The organism is Mesorhizobium sp. WSM4816 (assembly GCF_055811535.1).
In genome coordinates this window covers 1-5124 of the sequence record NZ_JBVVQR010000076.1, presented here as the reverse complement: position 1 = coordinate 5124, position 5124 = coordinate 1, and the positions used below count along the sequence as shown (strand labels likewise).

Annotated in this window: 1 protein-coding gene and 6 pseudogenes; 5 read left to right on the top strand and 2 right to left on the bottom strand. The window is 62.7% G+C overall.

Features of this window, described 5'->3' with window-relative positions; all coding sequences use genetic code 11:
- Nucleotides 1-116 (bottom strand): annotated as a pseudogene (locus tag AC0L3H_RS32705) (transposase); the annotation flags it as partial.
- Between the two features lie 167 nt (nt 117-283).
- Between AC0L3H_RS32705 and AC0L3H_RS32700 the strand changes: the two are divergent.
- From AC0L3H_RS32700 to AC0L3H_RS32690, 3 genes and pseudogenes are all read left to right on the top strand, one after another.
- Nucleotides 284-1161 (top strand): annotated as a pseudogene (locus tag AC0L3H_RS32700) (tyrosine-type recombinase/integrase).
- A gap of 111 nt (nt 1162-1272) precedes the next feature.
- Nucleotides 1273-1416 (top strand): annotated as a pseudogene (locus AC0L3H_RS32695) (transposase zinc-binding domain-containing protein); the annotation flags it as partial.
- Entirely contained in the window at nt 1379-1999 is a 621-nt protein-coding gene (locus tag AC0L3H_RS32690) for an IS91 family transposase (RefSeq protein WP_473588217.1), read from the top strand. The pseudogene AC0L3H_RS32695 and the gene AC0L3H_RS32690, both read left to right, overlap by 38 nt.
- On the opposite strand, the pseudogene AC0L3H_RS32685 reads toward AC0L3H_RS32690, so the two are convergent.
- Nucleotides 1963-2997 (bottom strand): annotated as a pseudogene (locus tag AC0L3H_RS32685) (reverse transcriptase domain-containing protein). The gene AC0L3H_RS32690 and the pseudogene AC0L3H_RS32685 overlap by 37 nt on opposite strands.
- Before the next feature lie 918 nt (nt 2998-3915).
- Between AC0L3H_RS32685 and AC0L3H_RS32680 the strand changes: the two are divergent.
- Together AC0L3H_RS32680 and AC0L3H_RS32675 are read left to right on the top strand one after the other, a co-directional pair.
- A pseudogene (locus tag AC0L3H_RS32680) lies at nt 3916-4386 on the top strand (IS91 family transposase); the annotation flags it as partial.
- A 501-nt stretch (nt 4387-4887) separates the two neighbouring features.
- Nucleotides 4888-5124 (top strand): annotated as a pseudogene (locus AC0L3H_RS32675) (site-specific integrase); the annotation flags it as partial.

Sequence of the window (5124 nt, the reverse complement as noted above, 5' to 3'; positions counted from 1 at the left end):
TTGACCTCGGCTAGGTCGCGCCGGTCATAGAACCATCTGAGCTCCATCAGGCAGTCGTCATCGACCTTGCGCGGCACGTAGTCGAGCGCGTTTCTTAGGAAGTGCAACGTGCATTGGACTAACCCGCTCCGCGAATGCGGAGCGGCAAGGGGCGGAGGGTGAGTGTCGATAGCGTGATCTGATCGCGTCGTCTGTCGCGCTGGTCATGGTCCACAACAAGCTCCGACTGCGTCAGCATGGAGTGGCTGCTTGCAGCCTATTCCATCGGACAAAGGAGCTTGTCATGACCCAACTTCGCCAGTGCATGGGCGAGGACATGGAGGTGCGCAACCTCGCGCTCAACACCCAACTCTCCTATCTTCAGCAGGTGTCGCTGTTTGCGCGTCACTTCGACAAGTCGCCGGACTTGCTCGGGCGCGAGGACATTCGGACTTATCAGGTCTATCTGACCAACGAGAAGAAGCTGTCGCCCGGTTCGATCCACACAGCCATTGCGGCGCTGCGCTTTCTCTACAGTGTGACGCTCGAGAGGGATTGGGCGCCTGAAGAGGTTCTGCCGCTTCCCAAGAAGCCGCAGAAGCTGCCGATCATCCTCAGTGCCGAGGAAGTTCAGCGGTTCCTCGGCTGCGTCCTCGACTTCAAACACCACGCCATCCTGACCACTTGCTATGCCGCCGGCTTGCGCATCTCGGAAGCGGTGCAGCTGAAGCCTTCGGGCATCGACAGCCAGAGAATGGTCATCCGCGTCGAGCAGGGCAAAGGCCAGAAGGACCGCTACGTGATGCTGTCGCCCAAGCTCTTGGATATCCTGCGCAGCTACTGGAAGGTGCGGCGGCCAAAGGAGTGGCTCTTCCCCGGCGATCGTGCCGGCCAGCCGATCACCAGGGATGCGGGTGGGACAGGCCTGCGCGAAAGCGCGCGACCGCTCCGGATTGTCCAAGCCGGTCACGCCCCATTCGCTTCGCCTTCGCCGTCCATTTGCTGGAGGCCGGCGCCGACGTGCGCACCATTCAACTGCTGCTCGGTCACCGCAGCCTCGCGACCACCGCCCATTACCTGCGGATCGCCACCAACAAGGTCTGCGCCACGTCGAGCCCCTTCGAGCTCTTGCCGAGGCCGGCGCCCACCCCGCCGCCGCCCGCCAAGCCGCAGTACTTCTGAGCTGGCGCCGATAGCCCGCTCGGGGCCGGAAGTGGCGGACATCTTCCGCCGCTACGCGAAGCCTATCGTGCGCAGCATGATGCGCAGCTGTCGATCGCCCAGCGCCGCGTCATGATGGCGATCGAACTGTGCCGGACCGCCGCGCTCGGCGGGCATGTCGAGCAGTGCGATCACTGCGGCCACCGGCGCATCGCCTTCAACAGCTGCCGCGACAGGCATTGCCCCCGCTGCCAATCGCTGGCTCGCGCGCAATGGCTGGAGGATCGTCGCGCCGAGCTCCTCGACACACAGTACTTTCACGTCGTCTTCACACTGCCCCGGCGACATTGCCGCCATCGCCTATCAGAACAAGGCGCTCGTCTACGGCCTGCTCTTCCGTGCCGCCGCCGAGACCCTGCGCACCATCGCCGCCGATCCCAAGCACCTGGGCGCCGAGATCGGCTTCTTCGCCGTGCTGCACAGCTGGGGCCAGAACCTGCTTCATCATCCGCATCTGCACTGCGTTATCGCCGGCGGCGGCCTGTCTGCCGACGGTCGTCGGTGGATCGCCTGCAAGCCCGGCTTCTTCTTGCCGGTCCGGGTGCTCTCGCGCCTGTTCCGACGATTGTTTCTGAAGCACCTGGAGAAAGCCTTCGACGCCGGCCAGTTGCAGTTCTTCTCTGGCCTGCAGCAACTGAGCGAGCGCGACGCCTTCCGGCGCTATTTGGCGCCGCTACGAAAGGCTGAGTGCCGAGTAGGTGGGGGCGTTACTGCCCCCACCCCTCGCAGACCCGGACGTGCAGTTTTCCCGCATCCGGTTCCTCATGGTAGAGTTTCGCTCACGGTGGCAAACGAATGAAGAATCCTGGCTCGCGGCAGCGGATGGCGTTTCAGGATTTCGTTAAGGCGGTTCCATCGGAACACGCTTTGACGATCTCGCCGAGATAGCCATTTCCGCCATATCCTCACGACCTGGTGGGCGCACCATCGCAATCGCCGAGCATTTCCCCCGACGCCATAGTAGGCGAAGTGGCCCCGCATCATGGACGAGAGATGGCGATGCTGATCGCGGATCGACCAGTTCCGGTGTTTCCGGCACCAGTAACTTACCGCAGCCAGCGCACGAGCAAAACGGCCCTTGGCCGTGACTTGCATCACCATGTCCTTGCCTCTGCGCGACCGTCCCCACACGTGGGTCAGGCCGAGAAAATCGAACTTGGTGCCATCCGTCTCCGGATGCCGTGTGCTCTCCGTCCTTCGCGGGCGAAAGTCGACGAGACGCGTCTTGTCGGGATGGAGCGTAAGCCCGAACCGTCCAAGACGTTTGTCCAGCACTGCCAGGACACGCTGGGCGTCGACGATGTTGTCGAACGCCATGAGCGCATCGTCAGCGTAGCGGGCAATGGTACAGCCCCCACGGAGCCGCGGCCGCACCTCGGTCTCGAATCATTCGTCCAGCACGTGGTGCAGGAAGATGTTCGAGAGGCAGGGCGAGACCACGCCTCCTTGCGGGGATCCTTCGGCCGTTCGGTGCAGAAGACCGTCTTCGACGGCTCCTGCGTTCAGCCATTTATCGATCATCCGTCGGATGACGCCGTCCGTGACTCGCTGGTCGAGGAACGCCCGGAGGTGAGAGTGCGGAATCGAGTCGAAGTATTTCTGTATGTCGAGATCGATCACCCAATAGAGCCGCTTTGCCCACAGCACGTTCTGCATATTGCGGAGCGCCTGATGGGCCGAGCGCCCCGGTCGGAACCCATATGAGCAGGGGTAGAAATCCTCCTCATAGACGGTCTCCAGCACCATCATAATGGCGCGTTGCGCCACCTTGTCCTCGAAGGTCGGAATGCCGAGCATCCTTTGCGACCCATCCGCCTTGGGTATATAGGCCCGCCGGACCGGCGGCGCACGATATCGGCCGGACTTGATGCGCTCCAGGAGGTCCAGAAGTCTGGTCTCCAGGTTCACCTCATAGTCCGCCGCGTGACGCCGTCGATGCCAGGGGCACCATCCTTGCGGGTCAGCCGGTAGGCCTCCTTCATCCAGTCCAGATCGATGACATGGTGGAGCGAGCACAGCGCCACACCCCGTTTCGTCCTCGCCAGTTGGGCTATCCGTTGTCGGTTCGTAGACAGGTTTGTGGGGTTCAGAGTCCCCTCCCATGTTTCAGGTCAACGGTTCTCTACACATGACGCCTCCCTTCGCTCCGTCGGGTCCCGGTGAGCCCAGTTCCCCGTCTTCACTGCTACTATGAAGGCGCTACGACTTCCCGCTCACGCATACCTGCTCCCTTATAGTTTCGGTAACAGGCCCCACATGCGCCTCCCATGTTCGTGCTCGCCGAGGCGCTCCCGATGAGCGTGGAGGACGCTCATCGAGCCTGGACCCGTGGTCAACCTGCGGTCCCTGTTCCGGCGTACTTCGCTTGTGGACGTGAGCGGGATCTCACAGGTTCCCTGGCGATCCATCCCATGCCTTTGCCCTGCTCCAAGACCCCGGCCGAGCCGCCAGAACCTCGCCCTTGGCGGTTCCGACGATGCTGCCCCCGGGCTACCCACGCCGAAGGCCTCCGCATGCACATAATCTCGAGGCTGACACATGGCTTCAGCTCCGCTGTCTACGCTTCACGAGCGATGTTGCCGCCGCCCATGCAAGACTCGCTTCCGGCTGGCGGGCTGCGCCTTTGCCGGAAGGGGGTCGAACCCTCTGGATCGCTTCGAAAGGTTTCAGGATCTACATTCCATTCTCCTTTCCAGGGCTTAGCCTGTCGCAAGGATCGTCTTTGCCAAACCGCGCTTCGCCGGACCCGAACAGGTGCTCGACTATGTCGGGCGCTATATGCACCGCGTTGCCATCTCCAACAACCGCCTCGTCGACATCGAGGACAACGCCGTTCGTTTCCGCTGGAAGGACTACCGGCACGGCAATCAGCAGAAGGTCATGACCGTCGCGGCCGATGAGTTCATTCGCCGCTTCCTGCTACCTTCCTGCCCGAGGGCTTCCATCGCATCCGCTACTACGCTTTCTCGGCAATCGCTACCGCGCGCAAAAGCTCGCCCACTGCCGCGACCTGCTCGGCATGCCGGTTCCAGAGCCGTCGGATGGCTCATCCGAAAGGGATTACCGCGACCGCTATGAGGATCTAACCGGTCATTCCCTCAGGCAATGCCCCGCCTGTCGTCAAGGATCATCGTCGAAATCTTCGACGGCGCCACTGGACTCCCGCCATACTGGGATACGTCATGAAAGAACCGCTCCGCTTTCGCCGTCACGGCATCGCACGAGCCGTTCGGCCGGAAAGCCGAGTCGGTCCCGCGAAGCTGCGCGCCGTCACCCCCGGCTGCCTTTGCCGGGCAAGGCGCGACGCCGCCGAACCTATATCCGTGCCGCTTTCGGCGAACGCGACCCCTGCAATCGCTACGTCCACGACCGCATCCGCGCCCAAGCCATGCCTGTTCATGGCCACGGCCTGATTGAACGCCCATAGAGGCCACCCGTGCCGGCGGCTTAGTCCAACACGTTTTTAGCTCACCGTCGCGATCGGCCTCAGCGCGCTCTCGCCACCCGCCATTCTGCGCGACGCCAAGCTAAAAACGCTCTGCATTATGCCGATGTCCGGATTATGCCGACCTTGGGGGGATGTCGGCTTCGGAGGCGGTGATCGCTGCGATGGGGTCGGCATAATCACCCGCGGTCTGACGGATCGTGCAAACTCCTCTTCTTGTTTCCAAAGAAGGGGATGCTTTCATGTCAATCGATCCGTTTCGCGTTCGCGTCCAGGGCCCGCTTGCCACGTTTGCGGCTGGGTTTGCCGGCGAACTCGCCCGACAAGGCTATACGCCGCTTTCGGCTCGCGAGCAGATGCGGCTGGTGCCGCGATTGAGCCGCTGGCTCGCATTGGAAGGCATGGATGTGGAGGGACTGGGTGCGAGCGAGGTCGATCGGTTCGTCCGTACCCGTCGTGCCGCTGGCCCGCAACTCCGC